Genomic DNA, 24,900 nt, shown 5'->3' with positions numbered 1-24,900 from the left:
AGGATTTCGCCCATGGACAAGAGCCCCGATGCTTTCCGCACCATCAGTGAGGTCGCAGAAGATCTCGACCTGCCGCAGCATGTGCTGCGTTTCTGGGAGACGCGTTTCAACCAGATCAAGCCGATGAAACGCGGCGGCGGCCGCCGCTACTACCGGCCGCAGGATGTCGAACTGATCAAGGGCATCCGCCACATGCTCTACGACCAGGGCTATACGATCAAGGGCGTGCAGAAGCTGCTGCGCGAGAACGGCAACCACTTCCTGGTCGCCATCGGCAATGGCGACATGGCGGCCGTCGAGGCGATCTCGCAACGCCGGCAGGCCGATGCGGTGCCGCTGACGCCGGCGGCCCAGCCGCGCGGCGCCGATGACGAGATGCTGGTCGGCGAGCCCAAGGTGAAACCCAGCCGGCGCTTTTTCGGCCTGGGCAAAACCGACGACGAAGGTCCGGTGCAGCCGGGCACGTCGAAACTCTCGCGCGACAATCGCGCTTTGCTGCAGGAAGCACTGTTCGACCTTCTGGAGTGCAAGCGCCTGCTCGATCAGGTGCGCTAAGAGCCGATCGATCGCCGGCAGAACCGGAACTGCTTCCGGAATCATGCGTTCCTCCCGGAAAGGAAGGAAGCATATCATGGTATCATTTTCGACCCTCTCCGACATCGACCTTGAAAAGCAGGTCGCGGCCCTCTCCCGGGAACTGGCGGCGCTGAGGAAAGCCGTGTCCAGGCGGGGCAGCGCCTACTACGAGGACGGGCGTGACACAGCGTCGGACTATTATTCGGATCTTGCCGAGCGCTTCAGCGAGGCGCTGCCTGCGATCAGGAGGCAAAGCAGGGTGATAGAAAAGTCAGCCCGCGAGCACCCGGCGACAGCGGCCGCTGTCGGGCTGGTTGTGGTCGGCCTCGTCGCCAGCCTGCTCCTCAGCCGACAGCAGAAAACGTCGCGAGCGACGTCGAGATCGGCACGTTGAGGCAAAAGAAAGTGGCGGCCATCCCGCGGATAGCCGCCACTTTCGTCGAGGTGGATCAGCGGGCGAGCTTGAGCCTGTTGTTCGGGCTGACCTGGGCGGTCTGGCTGCATTTGCCGTAGACAGTGCCGTTGGAATCGGTGGCATCCGTGTATGTGCCCTTGCAGTCGAGCTGCAGCACCAGGCAATGACCCGCGCCCTTACAAACCGCGCCGCCGCCGCTCGGATGCGTGCCGTCGGCGAAGGCCGAGCTCGGAACGGAAATCGAGCTGAAGGCCGAGACGACGATGGCAGCGGCGAGCGACAGGCGCTTGAAGTTCGAGATATTGGTCATTTGAGCATTTCCTTCTCTTGGATCGAGGATCGCCGTCCTGGCGTCCTTCCGGTTGGGGAGCGCCTTTCTTGGCGTCCATGCCGTCTTGGTGCGGCTCGGAGAGGAAAGGTTCACGCGTCAGTTCAAAAAAATGGCAGCTGCTGACGCGTTCTGCGCTTGGGTCAAGCTCCCGCCGCTGTTTCGATCCTTCCAAAACGACTGGCGTGCCGGCGACAGTCACCTAACGAGCGAGCGGCTTAGTCGAAGAATTCGACGATTGGCCAGTCGAAGAACCTGATCGGGATGGCGCCCCGCGCCGGCGCCGCTGAGACCGATGCCGGGGCCGCGCCGGTCCGGCATCACGATGCCGTGACGGTTCCTTTGGTGCTTGGCAAATCGTTAATGACCGGGCATTGTCGCGACCGTCCCAGGCAACATCATTATTTGATCAAACTCTTTCAGACCACGGAGTTGCCAATGTCCCAAATAGCAAAAAAAGAACCCTTCTCCGAACTGGCGGCAATCGAAGCTGCGCCTGATCACAGCGCCCTCAGAACCATCCGGGAAACCAGGGGATACAGCATGGAAGAGCTGTCTCTGACGTGTGGCCTGTCAATCAATGAAATCGCAGACATCGAGAGCGGCAAGGATGCCGATCCGTCGAAGCTTCGACGAATAGCCTCTGCGCTTAGGCTTCCGGAAAACGCGCTGATCAATACACCCGTGCTGACACAATCCGCGGAAAATCGACCCGTCTCATAGCAGCGACGCCAGAGCATCAAACCATACGAGTAAACGAGCGTGATTCTGGATTTGAAGTTCCTGAGTGCTGACGACATGCAACAGAGCAGGAACTTCAAATCCATCACGCCGGGCATCGGCGTGACGGCCGCCGAATTCGGTTGACCCGAACCGGGTTATCACGATACATCGCGACCGGTCCGGAGTGTAGCGCAGCCCGGTAGCGCACTTGACTGGGGGTCAAGGGGTCGTCGGTTCGAATCCGGCCACTCCGACCAAATAAGCCTTTGAAGACTAAGGCTTATTTGAAATCCGGGGAAACTAGCGACGACGCGAAAAGTAAAATTGGGGCCTTTCTGGGGCCTTTTCCTTTTCTGGGGGCCGTGCCAGTCTGGGGCCATGCCGGCCGCAGATTCCGTTCCCCGCGACAATTGCCGGCCGAATTGCGCGGCCTGAGTCGCGCCGTGAACGGGCCGACGATCGGCGGCTTACAATGTGCCCGGCAGCGATTCGCTGCCGGCAAGGGCAAGGGCACATGCTTTTCAATGTAAGCGGGGTCGAGGCGCAGCACCGGCCATTGATCCAGAACGGCAATCTTGGCGACGCCTACCGTGCCGGCACATTCGGATGCGTCAGGTTGATCGAGGATGTTGTTCGCGGAGGAAGCTGGAATGACGAGCGCGCCACTTTCGTCGTCATCGAACTTGCCGATCGCATGATCAACGACTGCGGTGCCGCTGGCCAATTGGCCTTGGCCGGCTTCTGGTCGGCGGCGGGCCATCAGGTTCGCGATCTAGTGGAATGCCACCAGCTGATCGAATATTTCCGCTATCAGCCTTCTCGCGCGCAACCGTGGCTCGATTGCGTGGGCAAGGAGCGCCACGACAAATTCAATCGGTCGGGAGCTTGAGAAGCTGCGCGGACCAGCGAAGTTCGACCTCAAGCAGAGTTTCGGGTTCTATTCGAATGCAGGGAGCCATCCCAGCACCGGCGGCCTTGCGTGGCAAATGACGGACGTTGGCCAGAAGCTCATCGGGCCGGTTCCGCACCCGGATCGCTTCCTCCTTTTCATAGGCGATCTGTGGGCGCATGCGACGAGGGCGACGCTGGATTTTGTCGACACCATGGATGCGCTCAATCCGGACCACGAGCCGATCCGCGATCAGTTTCGTTTCAGCCATGCCGTGGTCGTCGGCGGAAGGAACTTGCTCGCCAGCATCACCGCCGAACAGGTGCGCGAGTTCTGGAAATAGCCGGCCGCGCGCTGCGGCGGCGGTAATGGCCGCCTGTGCGGCGCGGATACACGCGCCCGTTGCTAGACGGGACGGCCTCCTTGGGCAAAGCTCCGAATCGCGGGGGCCATTGGCAATCCCGCAGGGTCGGCGGGTTCAGGCAATGCCCATTGAAAGATGGGCTGCCGACTTCCCCTTTTTGGCTGTAGCGCTCGGCGGCTGGCGCTCTCGATTGCCGTTTCGTTCGTGAGCGAAACGGTGAACTTCCCATTCACGTCTTGCTCTTGTTTTGGGAGCAATTGCATTCGGGATCGGCCATGGCGGCGACCATGGGCGCGCTGTCCTTTCGTCATTTGCCGGCGACATCCGGCGCGCTCGGCGGCGGCGCATATTGCGACCAGCCAAATCGGCTTTGCAGGCTGAACATGATCGCTTTCAACGCTGCGCCGTCATTGCCGCCGGCAATGCGCAGCAGATTGCGGATCAGCTCGGCCTCGACGCGCGCGGCGCCTCGGCGAAGTTCAGGCCGATAGTGCCGATAGAGCGTCGATCGCGGGATATCGAGCGCATTGCAGATCTGTGCGATCGGGACGGCGGAACCGGCGAGCACCTCGACTGGCAACCGCCTTGCTCGAGTCGGCTCATGCGGCGGGCGCCCGCGTTTGATCGGCTGTGCGCTCATTTTTCCATCTATGGAGTCCCTAAAATGCCCGGAAGCCCAGCCTCGTTTTTTATAGGACAGAAAAAAATTCTCCGCATGCCGCCCGCGCCGGCCCGGCGCCGCGCGGCCTTGGGAAGTTTGCACCCCGCCCCCTGAACCAGCGGGGAGGCGAAACTACCGCCTAGGGTGGGTCACGGTCTGACTCCTGTTCGCTGAGGACGCGGAGGATTCGCGGCGGCTGTCGCTTCAATGCGTTTGGCTACCAACTCCTGCAAACGCCACAGCTGCTTGTCATGAATCCCCAAATCTTCAAGGTGACTTACAGTGCTGTGGAGATAGTCGGCCATGGAACCCCACGGACCGCACGCGACCGCGAGCGCATCGGCGATCTGTTCCAGCGACAGCCCGCGGACATAGCGCTCGCTGCTCCGGTTAATCACAAAGGTGATCGCGTGGAGCGCTCCTTTATCGGTGCGAACATTCACCCAACGCGGCGAATGAGCGGACGGCTTGGCTCGTATCTCACGACGAAAGAGCCTGCCGAGATTGGCCTCGATAGCATTCGGTGGCAGGCGATAGACCGCGCCCTTGCACCGCCCGCCACGGTCGAGCGACAACATGAGTGCGGGTCGCCTGTCTGATCCTCGAAACCACCGGTCCCAACCGAGGCAGAAGGAGCGGTGCCACCCGGGCACAAAGCCTACCCGCTGCTCCACGAAATCACAGGCCGGGTTCCACATCAGTGATCCATAGGCAAAGATCCAGACCTCTTCAGCCGACGGTGCGGCGGCAAGTATAGCCCGGACGGTGTCATCATGGTCTGCGTCGGACGGCGCAGTAAAGGGCGGCGGCAGAGATTCGTCCACACTGAGGACTCTCGCGACCAGCTCGGGCGTTAATCGCATTCGACTTGGTTTTGGGACCATCGCTCGCTATCACTCGCACCAGTCGACTGAGGCATCAAGCATTAGATACCTACGGCTCGATGATAGCTGACGGGATCATCTACAGATTGCGCGCGCCGATATCGTCGTCAGGCCACGTTGCCGAAGTCGCCATAGGTCAGCGCTGTCGGCTGCTTGACGGCAAGACCGATCCGCTCCTCGGCCAAGATGGCGACTAGGTTGCGCACAAAGAAATCAGCATGCTCGGTGCTGACCTCAACGCGCGCGGCCCAGCGATCGTACAAGGTGCCTGCCTGCTGGTAGCTGCCGACCAAGAACTTATCGACGGCCATCGCTTGCGTCGGCACGACAGGCAAGCCGAACAGAGCGGGCTGCACAACAGCTTGTGGATCGCCCCAGATGTACCGGCCATCACCATCCTTCAAAAGCCGGAGTCGCATCCAGTCCGACGGATGCATGACGATGCCGTCCGCCGGGAAGTCGGCCAGCGCGTTCTGCAGGATCGCGAGGCCGATCGTGTCGAGCATCGTCGGATCGGCGATGGTGAACGGCGCCGCGAAGGCCGTGGCGTTCGTGACAAGGCCGTTGAGGTTGCTGCCGGTGCCGTCGCCGTTGAGCAACTGCGCTTCTTCAGCGAGCGCCAGGCCATAGCGAAGCTCGCCGTCGATTATGTCGCGAAGCTGCGGCACATCATCGAGCACCTGCCGCGACGCCGGAATCCAATGCGCAATGACTTGCGTCGGCAAGGTTCGCAGGACGAAGGCCAGCGCGCTTTCCGGCTTCGTTGCGCCCTCGGCCACGGTCGCCGCGTTGTTCGTGCGTCCGGTCTGCGCCGGCCGCCTATGCGCTTCGATTTTTCCATGGGCAGTAGGGAAAAACTCCTCGACCGATTTTTCGCCGGCAAGGAAAAATTCTCCGATGCCGGCCGCGCGGGCCCGCCGGGCGGCGGCCTTGGCAACTTTCGACCGCCCCTGATGCTAAACTACCGCTTAGGGTGGATACTTGCCGTATGCGCGCCTGTCGGAACGACGTGATTGCGGCAAGGAGCGGACGTCGCCCCGCCTATGCGGCTTGCTCACTCTAGCGTCGAGGCGGTCCGCAGACCGTTGAATCGAAATCGCTACGAAGCCCACGGGCAGACCTTAGCCTCCTGCGCTGAGCATTTCGATGATTGTTAAATCCAAAGAATCACCACAGGACGGTGGCCGTCGAGCGAGTTTTCAGCAGCCCATTTCCGCAGCCTATTAATGTGCAACTTGGGAAGCTGCCGACATCAATTCCTCGGGATTCAGCGCTCTGAAGGTGTTGAGGCCATCCTCCAGAACTTCAGTGAAGTTCCAGCGTACGATGCCCGCCCGGTCGATTAGGAACTGACCGACAAGCTGCGCCTGGCTGGAAGCCATCGCCTGCTGATCGACTTCCGTAATCTCATATCCTTCCTTCTTGTTAAGAAATTCATTCATTGCCATGACGTCCATAGGCTCGGGCAACTCGCCCGGGAGATGGAACGGTATCGCCATGACCGTGTCCATCCCGACCTCGCGCAAGCCGAAAGCACGGTGCGAGGCTCGCTCCGGGTCGGATGCGGCGAGAAGATCGGGTGCCGGGTGGTAACGGAAATAGAGCCGCGCCCGCTCGACCGGCGTATTGACCACAGCCAGGCATTCGACGCCTTTCTCACGCAGGGCCGGCTTGAGTTGCGCCATCGCCGCGACATGGCGCCGGCAGAACGGACAGTGCAGGCCTCGGAACAAACCGATCAACAACGGGCTACGGTCTCGAAAATCATCGAGCGCGATCTTGCCTTCGCGTGAGATCGCATTGAGCACAACATTCGGTGCCCGGTCGCCCGGCTGCAGCGGGCGGTCAACACTACTCGTGGACATGGACAACCTCCTCGCCCCGGGGTCAGTCAGGGAAAGCAGCACACCCAGCGTTTCGGAGGCGATCAAGTGCTGGGGCGAAAGCTTCCTGTGCCAAGGCAATAGCTTTCGACCTCTGCCATATTGCCGAGGTCGAGATTACGCGCGTTGCAAGCCCATCATAACACGAAAAAGCATCTGCGGGTGCCACCAAATGTGGTGAATTACCTTACGCGAGCGCACTCCCGAATGCTCTTGCGCTGAAGGTCAGGTTCCCGACCTCGATTTGGAGGTTCGGGTCGTCGGTTCCAATCCGGCCACTCCGACCATTTCAAAACTTAGACTTGTCCCCAGAAATCGATCATGCCCCAGCCGCTGGCACAGGCAGCTCCACCGGCTGCAACTGCCGCTGGTGGCGGTACTCGAGCGCGATGGCACCCCAGATTAGTCCCAGCAGCAGATAGACGTGGCGCCAGTGATCGATGTCGATGAAGGTGCCCAGGCCGATATTGCCGATGAAGGCAACATAGGCGCACAGAAGATAGGGCTGCCACGGCCTGTCGCGCAGGAGAATGCGGAAGCCAGCCGCTATCGTCCAGCAGGTCAGCGTCAGGAACGACACAAAGCCGAGCCAGCCATAGTCCATCAGCATCTTCAGCCAGATGTCGTGCGTGTCCTCGCCGAAAATCGCGCCGAAGACGAGCGGGCCGATGCCGAGCGGATGCTCCAGCGCCATCTGGAAACCGATCGTGTAGCGGGCGAAACGGCCGAGGCGGGCGGTATCGTAGCTCTGTTCCAGTTGGGCGCGGCTGGAAAACATTTCCGAAACGCCCGGCAGCTGCAGGATGACGAGCATCGCGATCACCAGCAGCGAGATGGCGGCGATGGTCATGACGACGACGCGCAACCGGAACATGCCGCTGGCGCTCTGCAGGAACAGTGCGCCGGTGAGCAGGATTGCCGAGACGCCGAACATGCCCCAGGCACCGCGCGAGAAGGAGAAGAAAATGCCGGCCGTGATGATCAGCAGCGGTACCGCCAGCAAGGGCATGCGTGAGACGGGGCCCGTCAGCATGAGATAGAGCAGATAGATGCCGGGTAGCACCAGGAACGGCCCGAACACGTTCGGATCCTGGAAGGCGCCGGTGGCGCGGTCGTATTTGGTGAATATCTCCGCCCCTGGGAAGGCATGGAAATAGCCTGCTATGCCGAGCAGAGAGGTCAGCACCGCCGAAATCACATAGGCCAGGAAGATCGACCGGTAGAGACTGGACTGGACCGATGTGACCGAGGCGACGAACACCGCGGTGAAGGCAAGGAACAGCGACACTGAGAGATAGAGCGGCGCGCCGGCAATATCCGACATCTGGGTCATCGAGATCATGCCGCCGATGTTCATGATCACCAGCAGCACCAGCAGCGGCGCCGCCGCGCGCGATATGCGCAGGCCGAACAACGCCCACACCACGATCAGCCCGGCCATATAGAGGTCGTATGGGGCAGGCTCGGCAATGACGAACCCGGACAGGAAGACGCCTAGGAAAACCGCGCCCGATGCAATCAGCGCGATCAGCTTGGCGTTGACTGCGGCCGGCGGCAGTTCATTCGTGACGGCGCTCAATAAGCATTTTCCGTGTTGAGCAGCCGGATCGGTGTCAGGAACAGGATCCTCAGGTCGAACAGCAGCGACCAGTTCTCGATATAATAGAGGTCATACTCCGTCCGCATGCGGATCTTCTCATTGGTGTCCATCTCGCCGCGCCAGCCATTGATCTGCGCCCAGCCGGTGACGCCGGGCTTGACCTTGTGGCGTGCGAAATAGCCGTCGACCACCTCATTGTAGAGAAGGTTGTGCGACTGGGCGGCAATGGCGTGCGGGCGCGGCCCGACCAGCGACAGCGAACCGAAAAGCGAATTGAAGAACTGCGGCAGCTCGTCGATCGAGGTCTTGCGGATGAAGCGGCCGACGCGGGTGACGCGCGGGTCGTTCTTGGTCACCGTCTGCTTGGCCGTCGGGTCCGCCTTGTCGGTATACATCGAACGGAACTTGTAAACCTCGACGATCTCGTTGTTGAAACCATGCCGCTTCTGGTGGAACAGCACCGGTCCCTTGCTGTCGAGCTTGATGGCGATCGCGGTCACCAGCATGACCGGAGAGAACACGATGATGCCGATGATCGAGAAGACGATGTCGAAGGCGCGCTTGGCGACCGAATCCCAGTCGTTGATCGGCTTGTCGAAGATATCGAGCATCGGCACGGAACCGATGTAGGAATAGGCGCGCGGCCGGAACTGCAGCGCGTTCGAATGCGCCGAGAGCCGGATATCGACCGGCAGCACCCACAGCTTCTTCAAAAGCTGCAGGACGCGCGATTCGGCGGTCAGCGGCAGCGACACGATCAGCATGTCGATGCGGGCGATGCGGGCGAACTCGATGAGCTCGGAAACGGTGCCAAGCTTCGGGTAGCCGGCGACGATGGGTGGCGAGCGCTTGTCGCCGCGGTCGTCGAAGATGCCGCAGATGCGGATGTCGTTGTAGGGCTGCCTTTCGACGGAGCGGATCAGGACTTCCGCCGCCGTGCCGCCACCGACAATGACGGCGCGGCGCTCCATGCGCCCGTCGCGCGCCCAGCGCCGGATAAGCTTCGACATCAGCAGCCTGAGCCCGAAGATCAGCAAGAAGCCGACGACGAACCAGGTGCCGAAAAACAGGCGCGAATAGTCTTCCGACGTTTTCATGACGAATGCCGTGAGCGCCATCAAGGCGAATGTCCCCGCCCAGACCAGCAGGAGACGGCCGAAATTGGCGATCGGGCGCATCAGCGAGACGATCTGGTAGCAGTCGGTGACGTCGAGCAGCACCACGGCAAGGAACGAGGCGGCGGCGATCGTCAGCGGATATTGCCAGGCGAGATGGCTGAAGAAGCCGACATAGTAGAAATAGACGCAGAGACCCGACAGGAACAGCAGCGCGAATTCGACCAGTCGCAAGACGCCGCTGACCATGATCGGCGACATGGTATCGCGCCTGTATTGCGACGCGACCTGACGGGCGACGTCGTTCATCCCGCCAAGGCTATCGCCATTCGCCGGGCCGTCGAATTTGCGCACCGCGTCTATCGAAAAGCGGCGAGCGGGATCGATCTCGTTCATGGGTGCATCCGCAAAGCTTCCCTCAGGTGAATAGCAAAAGAGAGCTAAGAAACCCTTCAAACAACAGGTGGCTTTGGAGAAGCTTTTGGGGCTAGCGCCTTTTTGGAGCTAACGCTTGAGCGCGGCGAAATAGGCCGTCTCGATCGCGGCGGCCATCACGTCGGCGCCGAATCGCGCCTTGAGGTCGGCGGTGTCGGGCATCAAAGCGCCATAGGCTTTGGGGTCGGCCAGCGCCGCGCTCATCTTGTCGCCGAGCTCGCGCGGGTCGGGCCGGATCAGGGCAGGGGAACCGGCGCCAAGGATTTCCGGGATGCCGCCGACGGCGGTGGCGATCATCGATTTGCCGGCGGCGAGCGTCTCCAGCACGATATAGGGCATGGCTTCCGCGCGCGAGGGAACGACAACCAGTTCGGCCAGCGCGAAGGCTTTGCGCGCCGGCATCGGCGGCAGGAAGCGTATATGGCCTTCGAGCCCGAGCCGCTTCACTTGCGCATGGTAGCGCGGCAGGTCGTCACCGTCGCCGACCATCACCGCTTTCAACGGGCGGCCAAGCCGCGTTCCGGCAAGAACCAGCGCATCGATGAAGATGTCCGGTCCCTTGAGGTCGCGCATCATGCCGATATAGAGGACATCGGCCGCATTCTGCTCGGTCCGCACCGGCTCGAACTCGGCGGCGCGCAAGCCGTTGTGGACAAGGTTGTTCGGTGTGGGCGGCTCGCCGACCTTCCTGCGATAAGTCTGTCTTTCATAGTCGGAGACAAACAGAAGATAGTCGGTGAAGCGCGCCATGAACCGTTCGAGCGCGAAGAACAGCTTCCCCGCGACGGTGGTCTCGTCATAGTGAAGAGAGCCGCCATGGGGCGAATAAACGCGGGCTACGCGAGACCTTGATACCCGCAACAATGAGCCGAACAGGCGGGCATAGGCGCCACCCTTGGCGCCGTGCCCATGAAGCACGTCCGGCCGCAATTCCTTGATAATCCCAAAGGTGCGCCAGGCCGAGGCGAGGTCGCCCGGCCCGACATGCCGCTGCATCGGCGTGCGATGGATGCCGAGCGCCATTCTGCCTTTCATCTGTTCGAACAGGTGTTCCTCGAAATCGCCGCCCGTCGTCGAATCGCAGACGATGCCGACCAAATGCCCGGCGGCGACCTGCGCCTCGGTCAGGTCGCGCACATGACGAAAAATCCCTCCGACAGGTGAGCGAAAGCAGTGGACGATCCTGAGTGTGTCCGCCACGTGGTCTAGAACAGGCGTTCGCGAACGTAGACCGTGTCACCGGGCAGAAGCGGGTCGGAGGTGGCCACGCGACCGGTCATGACCTTGCCGTTGATGTCGCGGGTGATGTCGACGCTTTCCTGGTTGGCGCGCGGGCTGAAACCGCCGGCGATGGCGATCGCCTTTTGCACGGTCAGGCCGGGAACATAGGAGTATTGGCCCGCGGCACCGACTTCGCCCATGATGAAGATCGGCCGGTAGCGGTCTATCTCGACCGAAACGTCCGGATCGCGCAAATAACCCTGGCGCAATTTGTCGGCGATCTCGCCTTCGAGCTGCTGTGCGGTGTGGCCGCGCGCCGGCACGGCGCCGACGAGCGGGATCGACAGGTAGCCGGATTGGTCGACGCTGTAGACGTTGGTCAATCCTTCCTGCTCGAACACGGTGACGCGGACCCGGTCGCCGGCGCCGAGGCGATAGGGCTGATCGAGCATTTTATGAAAGGCGGCCGGCGCCGGCCGGTAGCTGGAGCAGCCGGCAAGCAACGACACGGCGAGCAGCGCGTGGAAGAGGGAAGCAGTGCTTTTCATGACCGGACACGTACCTTCGACTGGCCGCTATTACGCCGCGGCAAACTTTGGGAGTCGAGGTCCGTTATCATCCCGTTAGGGTTAATGGCCGGTAAAGGCGCGCAGCGGAAGCGGCGGCATCCGACAAAAGACGACCGGTTTCGATGCTTTTATTGCCGCTTGCGAGTAAAACCTAACAGATGCTTACCGCGATATTAACGGCTGAGTTACCATAGTTGTTTACCGTGCATCCTGACCAATGCATGTCGCCCAAAAGTGCGCAGCGGTTTTGGGACAACGACATGCATGAAAACAATAGCTTAAAGCGCGTCACCTGACCTGTTCAAACGCGACGCGCTTTAAGTACCGGAGCAGGATGCATGTCCGTTCAATCCGCGGCCGCAGATGTCGACGTCGATCTTAGGCAGCTCTTCGCAAGCCTGGCGAGGAACTGGCTGCGCATTCTTGTCGTGGCGCTTGTAGTAACCGGCCTGGCGCTCGCGCTCGCCTGGCTCGCCACGCCGCATTACATGGCCGAAACACGGCTTTTGATCGAAACGCGCGAATCCGTCTACACGCGCCCCGACGGCACCAACAACGACGACAGGCCGATTCTCGATGAGGAAGGCGTGACCAGTCAGGTCGAGGTCATTTCCTCGACCGACATCCTCAAGCAGGTGGCGCAGAAGCTCAATTTATCGCGGCTTGCCGAGTTCGACGAGGCGGCTGACATGCCGGTGTTGAGTCGTCTGCTCGTCATTGCCGGCCTGAAAAGCGACCCCAACGAGATTCCGCCGGAAGAACGCGTGCTGAAGACCATGCGCGAGAAGCTCAACGTCTATCGTGTTGAAAAATCGCGCGTTATCGTCATCGAATTCTCCTCGGAAAACCCCAGGCTTGCCGCCGAAATTCCGAACGCCATCGCCGACGCCTACATCTCCGTCCAGGGCAATGCCAAGACCGAATCGAATTCCGCTGCAACCGACTGGCTGGCGCCTGAGATCGCCGACCTGTCAAAGCGGGTGAAGGATGCCGAGGGCAAGGTGGCAAGCTACCGCGCCCAGTCCGATCTTTTGATGGGCGGCAACAATTCGGTGCTCGCCACGCAACAGCTTTCCGAACTGTCCAGCGAACTGTCGCGGGTGCGCGCCAATCGCGCCTCGGCGGAAGCGACTGCCGACGGCGTGCGCAGGGCGCTGCAGAATGGCGGCTCGCTGGATGCGGTGCCGGAGGTGCTGTCTTCCGAACTCATCCAGCGTCTGCGCGAGCGGCAGGTCGAGCTCAAGACCAATATCGCCGACCTTTCCACCTCCTTGCTCGACAATCATCCACGTATCCGGGCGCTGAGGTCGCAGCTTGCCGATCTCGATCGCCAGATCCGCAACGAGGCGGAAAAGATCATGAGAGGGCTGATGACGCAGGCGCAGACCGCCCAGGCCCGCGAAAATCAGCTTGTCGCCGACGTCAACACCCTGAAGGCCGCATCGGCGCGCGCCGGCGACCAGCAGGTCGAACTGGACGCGCTGCAGCGCGAAGCGACCGCCCAGCGCCAGTTGCTCGAATCCTACCTGACCCGCTACCGCGAGGCATCCTCGCGCAAGGACAGCAACTATCTTCCGGTCGATGCGCGTGTCTTTTCCCGCGCGGTGGCGCCTTCCGAGCCCTATTTCCCAAAAATCCTGCCGATCGCCGGTGCAGCCTTCGTCGGCTCGTTGCTGCTCATGGCGATCGTGACGCTTCTGCAAGAGCTGTTTTCGGGTCGCGCCATGCGGCCGGCCGCCGGCGCCCGCTTCGAGCGGATCGAGCAGGTCGCGATGCCCGTTGCTAGGCAGGAGCCGGCCGACATCGAAGAAGGCGATATCGAAGAGGTCGAGGACCGGGCGGCGGAAGCGGAGGCAGAGCCGGAAGCGGTTGCCGCAGTGCAAGCAACGGCCCCAGCAACTGGCGAGGTCGTCGAGCCGGCGCGCCCCACTCTTGGCGAAGTCGAGATCGACAAGGCGGTGGAGAAACTGATCTCAAGCGGTGCTGCACGCGCCATATTCGTGTCGCCGGAAGGCGACGAGGCGGCCGCCTCGGCGGTGCTGGTGGCGCGAGAGGTTTCCGACGCCGGCCTGCGTGTGCTCCTGCTCGATCTTACCGCTTCGGGCGCCGCCTCGCGGCCGATGCTGGACAGCGGGCTTTTCCCGGGCATCACCAATCTGCTCGCCTCGGAAGCGCAATTCAGCGACGTGATCCATCCCGATCTCTATTCGGACTGCCACGTCATTCCCGTCGGCACTGCCGATCCGGTCCGCGCAATGCGCGCCGCCGACCGGCTGCCGATCATCATGCAGTCGCTGACCACCGCCTACGATCTGGTCGTGGTCGAATGCGGACCCACCGACGCGCAAGGCATCGGCCGCCTTGTCGGCGAGGGCACCGAGGTCTTCCTGTCGATGCTGGAGCCGGACGACGAGGTTACGCATGCCGCGGTCGAGTTGATCGAGAGCGGCTATCCCGACCTGACGCTGGTGACGCCGGTCGGCCATGCGACGCCAGGGACGCCGGTGCCGGGACGGCGCTCCGCCGCCTGAGACGGTTCGATAGTTTTCCCGAAGTCCCCGAAATCCCGGCAGCGATCAGCTGTCGTCTTCGCCAGCGGCAGGTGCTGCGTGCCCGGCCGTCTTGCGGCGCAGCACCTTGGTCAGCTTCCAGATCGTCGGACTGTTCTTGACGAAGGCTTTCAGGCGCGCGCCTTGCTGTAGGATAAGCGCCAGCGCGCGGCCCTTCAACGTCAGCGGGACCAGGACCTCGAAATGCTGGGTCTCGATATCGCACCACAGTCGCTTGTAGGGTTCGTCGCCGACCGAGAAATCATAGACATCGAACCCGCTCTCGCAGGCCTCTTCGATGTTGTCGAAGAACAGGAAGTCTCCGGGGCTGGTATGGGCGAGGTCGTCGTCGGCGATCGCCCCGAATTCGCAGATCAGGCGTTTTCCCGAGCGGCTCGATCCGGTGACGGCGCGAAGCTTGCCGGCGACCTCGAGCCCGTGCAGCACGAACGACGGCTTGTCGTCGCAAAGCGCTTCTGCGAACAACGCACGGAAGAAAGCACGAACCTCCGGCTCGCCGAAGACGTTGGCGATGCCCATCTTGCGGAAGCGGAACTCCTTCATCTCGAAAAACGCATCGAGCAGTCTGTTCACCTCGTCCGCTGTCCGGGCCTCGATCCGGCGGTGGCTGCCGACGGCCTCGAACTTGCGCGTCTGCGAGCGGTGCTTCTTGCGCTTGCGCTTGCCGCTCGCGCGGGACAGCAGTGCATCGAAACCTCCCGCCAAGTCCACGGCCAGCGACAGGTTGGGGCTCGGATAATTGGGCAGCGAGGCAAGCGGATTGGCAATGCCTTCGAGATCTGGCAGCAGCCGCTCCAGTGCGACGAGGTCGATGTCCGGCCGCGCCTCGGCGACCGCCGCCAGCATAGAGCGGATTGCCGCGCCGTCTGTCTTGGTCAGCCAAGACGGGTCGGCGGCGGCGAAATTGCCGTTGGCATGGCGGCCGCCCATGAAACGGGCGACGCGGAATGGACCGCTGCTGGTGACTTCCAGCGCCAACGAAAAAACCGGCCGGCCTTCAGCGCTTAGCGTCGCCAAAACGCTGTCCGCCTCGGCATGTTTGGCCCAGTTCAGGATCCAGGCCGGGCTCTGCGCCGGCGCGAACAGCGCCGAACGGCAGAACTCGGCATAAGCTGCAAATGCTAAACTATCGGCGACCGAGACCGACAGGCCGACATGATCCGCCGGCAACGCGCGCGGCGCCGCCTCCACTGCTTCGAGCCGATTGCCATCAAATGACGCGGTGGCGTCAACCATACCTCAATCCTTTAAGGCGTATTCACCGCGATTGGGGGCTCGCGTAGGCGCATTCCCTGCTGGGATGAGCCTAGGCGCAAAAGGTGAACGAATGATCGACGGGGGCGAGGCAATCCGGAAACTGGCGCTCAACGTCGTCCGCTATACCGGTCTTGCCCCGCTGGCCAAGCCGTTTGTCGGCGGCATCGGCGCCATCCTGATGCTGCACCGGGTCACCGCCACGCCGGAAAAGCCTGGCAGCGTCAACCGGCATCTCAACATTGCGCCTGAGTTCCTCGATGCCGTGATCGCCGACATGAAGGCGAACGGCTATACATTCGTCACGCTGGACGAGGCGGTCGAGCGCATCAAGGCCGGCGGCAAGGGCGGCCAGTTCGCGGCGATCACCGCCGACGACGCCTACCGCGACAACATGACCGAGGCGCTGCCGGTGCTGGAAAAGCACGGTGCGCCGGTCGCCATCTACGTCGCTCCGGGGCTGATAAACGGCGCCGCCGATCTATGGTGGGAGGTGGTCGAGGACATCGTCAGCGCGCGGGACCGGTTGCTCCTGACAACGCCGAACGGTCCGGTGACGATCGACTGCTCGACCCCAGGCAAGAAACTCCAGGCCTTTGCCCGCCTGCACGACTATCTGACGCTGGAGGTCCGCGAGGAGGACCAGCGCGCGGTGCTGCGCGAATTGGCGCGGTCGAACGGTATCGAGTTGGACGCACGCCAGGGCATGTTGATGAACTGGGACGAGATCCGTGCCATGGCGGGGCATCCGCTGGTGACGATCGGCGCGCATACGGTCAATCATCGCAATCTGAAGCGGCTTTCCGAAGCCGACGCGCGCCATGAGGTTGACGATGTCAGGCGCATATTACAGGCCGAACTCGGCGAGGCGCCGCGCCATTTCGCTTATCCCTATGGCTATGCCAGCGCCGTCGGCGGCCGCGAAGTCGGCTTTGCCCGCGACGCCGGCTATGCCTCGGCGGTGACGACCCGCCACGGCGTGCTGCGCGCCGAACATGCCGGCTTCCTGCAAGCGCTGCCGCGCATTTCGGTCAACGGTCGCTACCAGAGCGTTGCCCATATCCGCACGATGCTGTCGGGCGTGACGACGCCGCTGGCCAACGCCGGCAAGATGCTCGTCACCATCTAATGGTGAAAGTCTGACACTTGGTACCGGTGGACGGCAAGAACCGACCCCTTGCGGACCATCCCTGATGGCAGGTCAAGGGAACGTCGTGACCTGAAGGCGACATTTGTCTGGACCGTCGTTAGGTCTCGTCAGGCTGGAAACCGGAAGTTCGACGCGAACCCAACAGAGAGCTCGCCGGCTGTTCACGGCTGCTCTACGCGCTCAGTCCTCGGACAAGCCGGCCAGAGAACTATCCTTCCAGAAGCGACGCGGGATCAAGGGACGTCGCCTGGCCGGACGTGACGCGCAGGAGAGGGCATCTTTGCAAACGTGACGATCACTCCGGCACGCCGGCAATACCCAGCGCCTCGACGTAGCGCTCGGCGAACACCTTGTCTCGCCACGGGTTGATCTGCCTCTGCAGGCCGAGCGTGTAGGTCGGGAACGCCTCCATCAGCCGCCGCGCCGCCGCCTGCGCCTCGTCCAGCCGATTGAGTTTGACCAGCGCCATGATCACCACCCGGTGCGAGGAGCCGTAATTCGGCATCTCGCGCAGCGCTCGTTCTCCCCAAGCCAGCGCTTCCTCGTAGCGTTCGAGCATCAGGTAGCTCATCCCGATGCCGGAGAGCGCGATGCCCTTCTCGGGGTCGACCGGGCTCAGCCGCATTGCCCTGTGGAAGTGCTCGATCGCGACGAGGGGGCGGCCGGAATGGGCGTTCACCCAGCCGCTGCCCGTATAGCCCTGCGCCGAATTGGGATTGAGGAGCAGGGACCGTTCGATCGTGTCCAGCGCCGTCTCGTAATCCTTGGCGCTGTAGGCGATCACCTGCGCGGCGAAACGCAAGCTTGTCGGGTCGTCTCGCGCGTCGGCCAGCACCTCGCGGGCCATGCGCACGGCGACGCGGAAATCGTCGGGCTCGTGCCAGCACTGACTCACGGACAGGCTGCGGATATAGGCACCGAGTGCCTTCGCCAGGGTGAAGCCTGGGTCGATGCTGAGCGCCTCGTTGGTGAGCCGGCGCACGTCGGCAAAGCCTTCGCGCGTCATGCTGTAGAAGCGCGGCAGCGCGCGAAGGTAGAGGTCGTAGGCGCTGATGTAGTCGGTCGGCTTCATGCGCGCCTGCTTGATCTCCTCCAGCCGGATGCTCGGCTCGACCGCACCGACGACGCTCTCGGTCACCTTGTCCTGCAGGTCGAAGATGTCGCTCACGTCGCCCTCGAAGCGGTCGGTCCAAACATGGTGCCCGCTGATCGCGTCCACCAACTGCCCGCTGATGCGCACCCGCGATCCTGCTCTGCGGATGCTGCCTTCGAGCACGTAGCGGACGCCCAGCTCGCGCCCGACCTGGCGCAGGTCCACCGCTCGGCCCTTGTAGGTGAAGGACGAGTTGCGGGCGATCACGAAGAAGGAGTTCACCCGGCTCAATCCCGTGATGATGTCCTCCACCAGCCCGTCGGCGAAGTATTCCTGGTCGGGGTCGCCGCTCATGTTGGTGAAAGGCAGAACTGCGATCGAGGGTTTCGTGGGCAGGGGAGGCGGTGCAGCCACCGAGGCGCTGGCGTCGGTCTCGACGCGATAGGCGCGCACAGGCCGCTCGATGTTCTTGAGGCGCAGGTCGCCGAGCAGCGTGAAGCCGCCGTCGAGCTTGCCTTGAAGGTGGTCGTAGGCGGTGCCCGAGACGACCACGGCGCCGGGATCGGCGATGCTTTCGAGGCGGGCGGCGATGTTGACACCGTCGCCGTAGAGGTCGCCGTCCTCCTCGCAGACCACGTCGCCGAGATTGACGCCGATGCGGAAGCGTATCCGCTCTTCCTCGGGCGTCTCCGCCTCGTGTTCTGCCAAAGCCTGCTGGATCGCTATCGCCGAGGTCACCGCGTTGACGACACTCGCGAACTCACACAGAATGCCGTCGCCAGTGAGCTTGACGATCCGGCCCTGATGCTCGGAGACCAGCGGTTCGAGGAGGTCCTTGCGGTATGTCTTGAGCCGCTCGAGCGTGCCGCGCTCGTCGCGCTCCATCAGGCGCGAATAGCCGACCACGTCGCAAGCCAGGATCGCTGCGAGGCGGCGCTGCGCGGTCATTGCACCGCCCGGCCAGGCACGTGCACGCGGGCTGCCTTGCGCCCATGCCCCGCCAACTTCCAGACGTCCAACGTGCATGGTATCCATCTCTCCCAGCCGCTGCCCATCGCCGATTCAGAACGGGGAACGCAGCTTGACCTTGCCTTCACGAGATTTCGCTATCCCGCTTGCGAGGCGTGGAGCGATCCAGTCACCGCGCTAACAGCCAACCGGCGACACGCCCACGCAGCCTCTGGGGACGCTGACACGCCACTCCCAGAAGGCCGGAGATATTTGCTGCCCTTGGTAACCGGTTGACGCCACCGTGGCGGTGCTTTTGTCACCGCGATGTAACAGCGAGATGCCCTACGAGCGCGCGCGTCAGCCATCACACCAGACGTTCGCGCTTAGAGGTGCTGAGGTCGGAAAGTGGCGCGACTCTACCCATCGAGCACTGCGTCGACCGGGCTGACATCCGGCAACCTTGTGCGATCGAATCCTCGAAGACAACGCCCTTTAGCCGCTACAATTCGCGGCTCGCGTCGGGCGCTGCGGTGCGGAGGGCGGCATGGGAGAAGGACCATGCCCAGTTGCTACCGGGGCCACATCGTTGGCCAAAAGCCTCCTCTGAAGCCGCGTGAAGTCTGGAGTATCCGGACACGACTTCAGGTGTCGGGCGCTGAACGGGATCTAGCGCTCTTCAATCTCGCCATCGACAGCAAGCTTCGAGGTTGCGAGCTGGTGGCCGTCACTGTCGGAGACATAGCCCTTTCCGGCAGCGTCCGCGATCGGGCGGTGATTGTTCAGAGGAAGACCGGGCGACCTGTGCAATTCGAGATCACGGAGCAGACCAGAGCCGCAGTCGGTGCATGGATAGCCCGTCGCCACCTCACCGAAAGCGAGTTCCTGTTTCCCAGTCGCGTGCGAGTTAAGCCGCATATGTCGACAAGGCAGTACGGGCGGATCGTCGAGAAGTGGGTATCCAGCATTGGGCTCGAACCAAAGCGACACGGAACGCATTCAATGAGACGCACGAAGGCTTCACTGATCTACAAGAAGACCGGCAACATTCGTGCGGTTCAGCTGCTGCTCGGTTATACCAAGCTGGAGAGCACCGTGCGCTACCTCGGCATAGAAGTAGATGACGCTTTGGCGATCTCTGAACAGATCGAACTGTAAAGCCATGCGGAGCGGCGCTATCATCCAAGTGTCGCTCCGTGACCCGAGCCTGACCTTTCCGTCGCGGCGTAAAGGTCCGCAGCGGGCGGAAAAGATGACGATCAACCTTCGGTCGCGACGTTCAAAAACGCGCCTGTATTCGCTTTGGTTGGGGGCGCCTCTGTGTATAATTAGATACCGCTAAAATAACAACGCGACGAGAGCCGGCAAAACTGATAGGTACTTGGGCTGGGGTCAGGAACCGGAGACCCAACATGCTCAGAGCCCTAGGCAAGGCGTGCGCGGTAATCCTTTTGTCAGGAAACTGCGCTTTCGGCCAATCGGATTCGATAGAGCCGGAGGCTGGAACGTGGAAGACGTGGGTGATCACGTCAGGAAAGGATCTCCGCGTACCGCCGCCACCGGACGATTCCGCAACTGAACTGAAGCAGCTCCGCGATCTTGTCGCAAAGAACGATGCGCAGACTGCCGCGGGGATCACGTTCTGGGATGCCGGATCGCCCGGCTATCGATGGATCGAACTGGTCAATAACCGCCTTCTCGAAAACCAGCAGATTCCCAATGCACACCGCGTCTACACCTATATGACCATGGCGATCCACGACGCCACGATCGCGGCGTGGGAGTCGAAGTATTTCCACAATCGCCCACGCCCGAGCGAGGCGGACACGACGCTGCCGACTGCGCTGCCGACGCCTCGCAGTCCATCCTATCCCTCTGAACATGCGGCAGCTGCCGGAGCCGCCGCGGCGGTTCTTTCCCATTTCTTTCCCGACGAGGCGTCGTCGTTCCAGTCAATGGCGGAAGAAGCGGCGCAGTCTCGTGTCCTTGCCGGTGTCCAATTCCCAAGCGACTCTTCCGCCGGCCTGGAATTGGGGCGACGCGTGGCAGAGCAGGTGATTGCACGGGCAAAGGCCGATGGCTCCGACGCCGTTTGGACCGGTACGGTGCCGACCGGGCCGTGCATGTGGGTCGGAGACAAACCGGGTAATGCAACCATGCCGAACTGGAAGCCGATATTGCTGAAGGCAGCCAATGAATTCAGGCCACCGGCTCCACCCGACTGTGCGTCGGAGACGGTGAAGGCCGAGGTTGATTCAGTTCTACAGTTCGAGCGGAAATTTCCAACCAACTACAAAGCGTTCTACTGGCAAAGTCCATCCGGCCTGTTCACCGACTGGTATGACTATGCCAGCAAATGGATGTCCGAGGACAAGACGGATTCGAACCCCCCGCGCGCCGCACGGGCTTACGCGTTGCTTGCAACGGTCCACTACGACGCCTTCATTGCAAGCAACGACGGGAAGTACGCGTATTGGTACCTGCGGCCCAACATGCTTGACCGGAGCATCACTCCCCTGTTTGCGGTGCCGGGCCATCCCAGTTATCCGTCGAACCACTCCACGCTCTCGACTGCCCGATGCGAGGTCCTTGCGTACCTGTTCCCCGGCCATGCGGAATTTATTCGTGCGGTCGGCAAGGAGGCGGGCGATTCCCGCATCTGGGCTGGCATCCACTACGAAATGGACAACACGGCAGGCGTCGCGCTCGGTAAAGCCGTCGCGGGCAAATTCATCGAAAGGGCAAGAACGGACGGTGCAGACTAGCGAAGGGGCAGACAGCCAAGATGCGGCAACTGCCCAGCTAACCACACGGGCCAAATGTCCATTGTAGCATTGGAAGTCAGAGTTTGACCGAGCGCCCCGAGATGTCCGCTCATGGCGCTGCCTGCGCGTTCCGATTGGCGACACGGAAGGCAGAAAACCACCCTGAGCTGCCCTACACGTCGGGTAGCAAGCGTCAGGCTTTCACCATCTAGCGGCGCGAGCCTCAACTCTTCGGCCGCGGCGGCTCCAGGATCAGCCATTTGATGATGCCCATAGCCGGCAGCACCCAGAGCATGCCGCTGAGCAGGAAGAACAGGAAATGCGCCCACGGTCCTGATTCCGCCAGTTGGGCAACCGCCACGATCGATGCGACCAGCGCATAGACGATGACTAGCGCCACCAGCAGGATTGTTCCGATCAGCTTCTTCAGGCGAATGGGCATTCCGCGATCCCGTTAATCCCTATCGCTTAGGCCCAACAAAAGAGACGCGCAACCCGCAAGAAGCGGCGCGACGGCGTGCCGCGCTGTCCGGTCTTGCCAGTTGGATTGCGATGGTTCACCTATCCGCTACTACAACCAGCCGGGACAAGCCTATGGCTGCCATATCAGCTGCCGCGCCTTTCGTGGCCCGCGACCGCGACCTGCGCAACCGGGCGCTGGTGCGCGGCTGGCTCTACGTCGTGCTTCTGGTGCTGTTTGTCCTGGTGCTGGTCGGCGGCACCACCAGGCTCACCGAATCCGGCCTGTCGATTACCGAATGGAAGCCGGTCCACGGCATCGTCCCGCCGCTCAACGACGCCGAATGGCAGGAGGAATTCCGGCGCTACCAGCAGATCCCGCAATATGCCGAGCTCAACGAGGGCATGAGCATCGAAGCGTTCAAATCGATCTTCTGGTGGGAATGGGTGCACCGGATCCTGGCGCGCGGTGTCGGTCTGGTTTTCGCCGTGCCGCTGGTGTTTTTCTGGGCGACACGCCGCATCGAGCGCGGTCTTGGACCGAAGCTGATCGGAATTCTTCTTCTCGGCGGCCTGCAGGGCGCGATCGGCTGGTGGATGGTGGCGTCCGGGCTGGTCGACCGGGTCTCCGTCAGCCAGTACAGGCTGGCAACGCATTTGACGCTGGCCGCGCTGATCTTCACCGCGACCATGGTGGTGGCGCGCGGGCTCGCGCCTCATTCCGGACCCGCCGCCGACCGTTCGACGCAGCGTCTGGCCGGCTTTCTGGTGTTGCTGGCGCTGATCCAGATCTATCTCGGCGGGCTGGTCGCCGGGCTCGATGCCGGCCTGAGCTACAACACCTGGCCGCTGATGGACGGCAAGCTAATCCCCGGCGATCTGTTGATCCTCAAGCCGGCATGGCGCAACTTCTTCGAGAGCCCGAAGACGGTTCAGTTCATCCACCGGCTCGGCGCCTACACGATCTTCGTCGCAGCGCTTTGGCATATGATCGCCACGCACCGCCGTCAGCCTGAGACAACGCATGCGCGCCGTGCGACGCTGCTGTTTCTGCTGGTGCTGGCGCAGGCCTTGATCGGCATCGGCACGCTGCTGATGCACGTGCCGCTGCACATGGCGCTGACGCATCAGGCGTTCGCGCTTATCCTGCTGGGTTTTGCCGCAGCGCATTGGCGCGGCACCAAAGGCGCTTATCCACTGCCCAACCAGATCGCCGTCAGAGGCTGAGCCGCACCGTCCTGATCGCCTTGGCAATGGACAATTCGCGGTTTTCCTCGACCGCGTTGCGGTCCTCATGATGCCATGACGCCGACAGGCAGCCATAGGCGATGGCATGATCCAGAATTGCGGCCGGCGTCTGGCCGAGCGTCGTGGCGAAGGTCTCGGCCATCTGGGCAATCCGCCGGGGATCACCGCAAAGGTCGTCGCGGTCGAGCGGATTGTAGAACATGTTCGCCGCATCGAAACCGGGATCGCCGAGAACGCCTTTGGGGTCGATCGCCAGCCAGCCGCGCGATCCGTGCATGATGTTGTCGTGATGCAGGTCGCCATGCAGCGGCAGCACGTCGACAGGATCCGCCAACAGCCGTTCCGCGGTCGCAGCCGCTTCGACATAGAGGCTCTTCTCGCCGGCGTCGCGATCCGTCTTCGCCTTCTTAAACAGGCTGGAAAACCGTGCCCGCAGCGGCTGAAGATCCGGTGGGGCAGGGTGGTCAGATGGCGAGAACAGTCTTGCCATCACTTCGGCCGCGATTGCTGTGGCGGCATTGTCTCCCTGCTCCGTGAGAACCTGTGACAGCAAGGTTTCGCCGGCATATTCGAGCAGCATGCAGTGGCCGTCGCTGCCAAGCAGCCGCACCGCGCCTTCGCCGCGCCGCCAGGCAAGAAAATGCTCGCCGCGCAACTCGTCTTCGACGTCGTCGAAAGGTTTGAGGGCCTTGACGATCGCCGGCGAGCCGTCCTGGCGAACAACCTTCCAGATGCGGCTGCTGAAGGTCTCGGCGATCAGTTCTGGCGCGTTGACGTTCCAGCGTTTTGGAAATGCCGGAGCGTCCATTCAGTGCTTGAGGCCGAGCATCAGATCCATGTTCTGCACGGCAGCACCCGAGGCGCCCTTGCCGAGATTGTCGTAGACGGCGAGCAGCAGCGCCTGGGCCCTGTCGTCATTGGCGAAGACATAGAGCTTCATCCGGTTGGTGCCGTTGTAGATTTCGGGATCGATCTCCGGCACGCGCTCCAGCTGCTCATAGGGCGCCACCTCGACCATGCCGCCTTCGATGGCGGCGAAATGGTCGGCGATCACCGCATGAAGCTCGGCGCCAGTTGGCACATAGTCGAGGCCGCCGAGCTGCAGCGGCACCACCGTGATCATGCCTTGCGCGAAATTGCCGACCGCCGGCTGCATGATCGGGTCATGCGACAGCTTCGCATAGGTCCTGAGCTCCGGCACATGCTTGTGCTGGAGGGTCAGCCCGTAGGGCAGGAATTCCGACGCATCCTCGCCCTTGGCGACATAGTCCTCGATCATCGGCCGGCCGCCGCCCGAATAGCCCGAAATGCCGTTGACGGTGACTGGGAAATCCGGCGGCAACAGCCCGGCCGCCACCAGCGGCCTGAGCGTTGCGATCGGGCCTTGCGGCCAGCAGCCGGGATTGGCGACGCGCTTCGCATTGGCTATCTTCTTCGCCTGCTCCTTGTCCATTTCGGCGAAACCGTATTCCCAACCTTCGGCCACGCGATGCGCGGTCGAGGCATCGATGACCCTGGTGGTGTCGTTGGTGATCAGCGAGACGCTTTCTTTCGCGGCTGCGTCCGGCAAGCACAGGATCGCGACATCGGCAGTGTTGAGGAATTCTGCTCTAGCTGCCGCTTCCTTGCGGCGCTCGGTCGGGATGGAGATGATCTCCAGGTCGCCGCGCTCGGCAAGCAGCGCCCTGATCTGGAGACCGGTGGTGCCGTGCTCGCCGTCGATGAAGATTTTCGGTTTCATTGCCTGCCT

General features: G+C 62.3%; 24 protein-coding genes and 1 tRNA gene. 11 read left to right on the top strand and 14 right to left on the bottom strand.

Annotated elements, in window-relative coordinates; all coding sequences use genetic code 11:
* Positions 1–12 precede the first annotated feature (12 nt).
* Positions 13–555: a MerR family transcriptional regulator gene (locus tag EJ075_RS30845; RefSeq protein ID WP_095485784.1), complete on the top strand. Its 543-nt coding sequence runs from the start codon at positions 13–15 to the stop codon at positions 553–555.
* Positions 556–631: 76 nt separating this feature from the next.
* Complete coding sequence (locus EJ075_RS30840) at positions 632–970, top strand: hypothetical protein (protein ID WP_126106891.1); 339 nt, start codon at positions 632–634, stop codon at positions 968–970.
* A 55-nt stretch (positions 971–1,025) separates the two neighbouring features.
* On the opposite strand, the gene EJ075_RS30835 is transcribed toward EJ075_RS30840, so the two are convergent.
* Positions 1,026–1,301, bottom strand: a complete 276-nt coding sequence (locus EJ075_RS30835; protein WP_095485786.1) for a hypothetical protein — start codon at positions 1,299–1,301, stop codon at positions 1,026–1,028.
* A 456-nt stretch (positions 1,302–1,757) separates the two neighbouring features.
* Between EJ075_RS30835 and EJ075_RS30830 the strand changes: the two genes are divergently transcribed.
* From EJ075_RS30830 to EJ075_RS30815, 4 genes are all read left to right on the top strand, one after another.
* The gene (locus EJ075_RS30830; RefSeq protein WP_126107521.1) at positions 1,758–2,042 is read left to right on the top strand and encodes a helix-turn-helix transcriptional regulator; all 285 of its coding nucleotides are present in this window, start codon (positions 1,758–1,760) and stop codon (positions 2,040–2,042) included.
* Positions 2,043–2,222: 180 nt separating this feature from the next.
* A tRNA-Pro gene (locus tag EJ075_RS30825) sits at positions 2,223–2,299 on the top strand.
* Between the two features lie 257 nt (positions 2,300–2,556).
* On the top strand, positions 2,557–2,931 hold the full coding sequence (locus EJ075_RS30820) for a hypothetical protein (protein ID WP_126106890.1): 375 nt from the start codon (positions 2,557–2,559) through the stop codon (positions 2,929–2,931).
* A 97-nt stretch (positions 2,932–3,028) separates the two neighbouring features.
* On the top strand, positions 3,029–3,274 hold the full coding sequence (locus EJ075_RS30815; RefSeq protein WP_126106889.1) for a hypothetical protein: 246 nt from the start codon (positions 3,029–3,031) through the stop codon (positions 3,272–3,274).
* Between the two features lie 328 nt (positions 3,275–3,602).
* On the opposite strand, the gene EJ075_RS30810 is transcribed toward EJ075_RS30815, so the two are convergent.
* The 8 genes from EJ075_RS30810 to EJ075_RS30775 form a co-directional block, all read right to left on the bottom strand.
* Positions 3,603–3,935 (bottom strand): RNA polymerase subunit sigma-70, encoded by a 333-nt coding sequence (locus tag EJ075_RS30810; RefSeq protein ID WP_126106888.1) that lies wholly within the window; start codon positions 3,933–3,935, stop codon positions 3,603–3,605.
* A gap of 170 nt (positions 3,936–4,105) precedes the next feature.
* Complete coding sequence (locus tag EJ075_RS30805) at positions 4,106–4,780, bottom strand: gamma-glutamylcyclotransferase (RefSeq protein WP_245458052.1); 675 nt, start codon at positions 4,778–4,780, stop codon at positions 4,106–4,108.
* Between the two features lie 167 nt (positions 4,781–4,947).
* Positions 4,948–5,673 carry a phage major capsid protein gene (locus tag EJ075_RS30800; protein ID WP_281033476.1) on the bottom strand — a complete coding sequence of 242 codons (726 nt, stop codon included), beginning with the start codon at positions 5,671–5,673 and terminating at the stop codon, positions 4,948–4,950.
* 390 nt (positions 5,674–6,063) lie between these two features.
* Positions 6,064–6,705: a peroxiredoxin-like family protein gene (locus EJ075_RS30795; protein WP_126107520.1), complete on the bottom strand. Its 642-nt coding sequence runs from the start codon at positions 6,703–6,705 to the stop codon at positions 6,064–6,066.
* 337 nt (positions 6,706–7,042) lie between these two features.
* Positions 7,043–8,302 (bottom strand): O-antigen ligase family protein, encoded by a 1,260-nt coding sequence (locus tag EJ075_RS30790; RefSeq protein ID WP_126106886.1) that lies wholly within the window; start codon positions 8,300–8,302, stop codon positions 7,043–7,045.
* Entirely contained in the window at positions 8,299–9,834 is a 1,536-nt protein-coding gene (locus EJ075_RS30785) for an undecaprenyl-phosphate glucose phosphotransferase (RefSeq protein ID WP_095485790.1), read from the bottom strand. Before EJ075_RS30785 ends, EJ075_RS30790 begins: the two co-directional genes overlap by 4 nt.
* A 108-nt stretch (positions 9,835–9,942) precedes the next feature.
* Positions 9,943–11,073, bottom strand: a complete 1,131-nt coding sequence (locus tag EJ075_RS30780) for a glycosyltransferase family 4 protein (protein ID WP_126106885.1) — start codon at positions 11,071–11,073, stop codon at positions 9,943–9,945.
* A 5-nt stretch (positions 11,074–11,078) separates the two neighbouring features.
* Positions 11,079–11,642, bottom strand: a complete 564-nt coding sequence (locus tag EJ075_RS30775) for a polysaccharide biosynthesis/export family protein (protein WP_095485792.1) — start codon at positions 11,640–11,642, stop codon at positions 11,079–11,081.
* A gap of 359 nt (positions 11,643–12,001) precedes the next feature.
* Between EJ075_RS30775 and EJ075_RS30770 the strand changes: the two genes are divergently transcribed.
* Entirely contained in the window at positions 12,002–14,194 is a 2,193-nt protein-coding gene (locus tag EJ075_RS30770; RefSeq protein WP_126106884.1) for an exopolysaccharide transport family protein, read from the top strand.
* 45 nt (positions 14,195–14,239) lie between these two features.
* On the opposite strand, the gene EJ075_RS30765 is transcribed toward EJ075_RS30770, so the two are convergent.
* Entirely contained in the window at positions 14,240–15,469 is a 1,230-nt protein-coding gene (locus EJ075_RS30765; protein WP_126106883.1) for a GNAT family N-acetyltransferase, read from the bottom strand.
* 91 nt (positions 15,470–15,560) lie between these two features.
* Here EJ075_RS30765 and EJ075_RS30760 point away from each other — a divergent pair, with 91 nt between their 5' ends.
* Positions 15,561–16,616: a polysaccharide deacetylase family protein gene (locus tag EJ075_RS30760; protein WP_126106882.1), complete on the top strand. Its 1,056-nt coding sequence runs from the start codon at positions 15,561–15,563 to the stop codon at positions 16,614–16,616.
* A gap of 316 nt (positions 16,617–16,932) precedes the next feature.
* Here EJ075_RS30760 and EJ075_RS30755 read toward each other — a convergent pair whose 3' ends face one another.
* On the bottom strand, positions 16,933–18,678 hold the full coding sequence (locus tag EJ075_RS30755; RefSeq protein WP_126106881.1) for an adenylate/guanylate cyclase domain-containing protein: 1,746 nt from the start codon (positions 18,676–18,678) through the stop codon (positions 16,933–16,935).
* Positions 18,679–19,239: 561 nt separating this feature from the next.
* On the opposite strand from EJ075_RS30755, the gene EJ075_RS30750 reads away from it, so the two are divergent.
* Positions 19,240–19,836: a tyrosine-type recombinase/integrase gene (locus EJ075_RS30750; protein ID WP_126106880.1), complete on the top strand. Its 597-nt coding sequence runs from the start codon at positions 19,240–19,242 to the stop codon at positions 19,834–19,836.
* 254 nt (positions 19,837–20,090) lie between these two features.
* Positions 20,091–21,443 (top strand): phosphatase PAP2 family protein, encoded by a 1,353-nt coding sequence (locus EJ075_RS30745; protein WP_245458050.1) that lies wholly within the window; start codon positions 20,091–20,093, stop codon positions 21,441–21,443.
* Positions 21,444–21,666: 223 nt separating this feature from the next.
* Here the strand turns inward: EJ075_RS30745 and EJ075_RS30740 are convergent, their stop codons facing one another.
* Positions 21,667–21,885 carry a DUF2842 domain-containing protein gene (locus EJ075_RS30740; RefSeq protein ID WP_126106879.1) on the bottom strand — a complete coding sequence of 73 codons (219 nt, stop codon included), beginning with the start codon at positions 21,883–21,885 and terminating at the stop codon, positions 21,667–21,669.
* A 152-nt stretch (positions 21,886–22,037) separates the two neighbouring features.
* On the opposite strand from EJ075_RS30740, the gene EJ075_RS30735 reads away from it, so the two are divergent.
* The gene (locus EJ075_RS30735; protein WP_126106878.1) at positions 22,038–23,129 is read left to right on the top strand and encodes a COX15/CtaA family protein; all 1,092 of its coding nucleotides are present in this window, start codon (positions 22,038–22,040) and stop codon (positions 23,127–23,129) included.
* Here the strand turns inward: EJ075_RS30735 and EJ075_RS30730 are convergent.
* Both EJ075_RS30730 and argC read right to left on the bottom strand, forming a co-directional pair.
* Entirely contained in the window at positions 23,119–23,958 is an 840-nt protein-coding gene (locus EJ075_RS30730; RefSeq protein ID WP_126106877.1) for an aminoglycoside phosphotransferase family protein, read from the bottom strand. The genes EJ075_RS30735 and EJ075_RS30730 overlap by 11 nt on opposite strands.
* Entirely contained in the window at positions 23,959–24,891 is a 933-nt protein-coding gene (argC, locus tag EJ075_RS30725; RefSeq protein WP_126106876.1) for an N-acetyl-gamma-glutamyl-phosphate reductase, read from the bottom strand.
* Between the last annotated feature and the right edge of the window lie 9 nt (positions 24,892–24,900).

Source organism: Mesorhizobium sp. M6A.T.Cr.TU.016.01.1.1 (genome assembly GCF_003952585.1).
GTDB classification, from domain to species: Bacteria; Pseudomonadota; Alphaproteobacteria; order Rhizobiales; family Rhizobiaceae; genus Mesorhizobium; species Mesorhizobium mediterraneum.
This window is presented reverse-complemented; position numbering and strand designations above follow the sequence as displayed.